General features: G+C 36.5%; 1 protein-coding gene. It reads left to right on the forward strand.

Annotation, left to right across the window (positions count from 1 at the left end):
• Nucleotides 1-230: hypothetical protein (locus AOA60_RS32975; RefSeq protein ID WP_158235093.1), on the forward strand; the 230-nt coding region annotated here is incomplete at both ends.

Raw genomic sequence — 230 nt, forward strand, 5'->3', positions numbered from 1 at the left:
TTTTTAAAGAGAGCGACTTAGAAAGAATAGATGATATGGTTGTGGATTTCGAAAATTTATGGAATAACGAGACCAATGGATTAACAGTACTAGAAATCCCAGAGATAGTTAAATCCAAAATCATCGGTTATAAAAAGGAGGGGCGGAATATCGGTACAGAGAAAAAGAGACCTGTTATTAAACCTCGCCCGTATCAGCAAGAAGCGATAGATGCTGTAAAGGGAAATAAT

The organism is Pseudomonas sp. 2822-17 (assembly GCF_002742485.1).
GTDB lineage: Bacteria > Pseudomonadota > Gammaproteobacteria > Pseudomonadales > Pseudomonadaceae > Aquipseudomonas > Aquipseudomonas cyclaminis.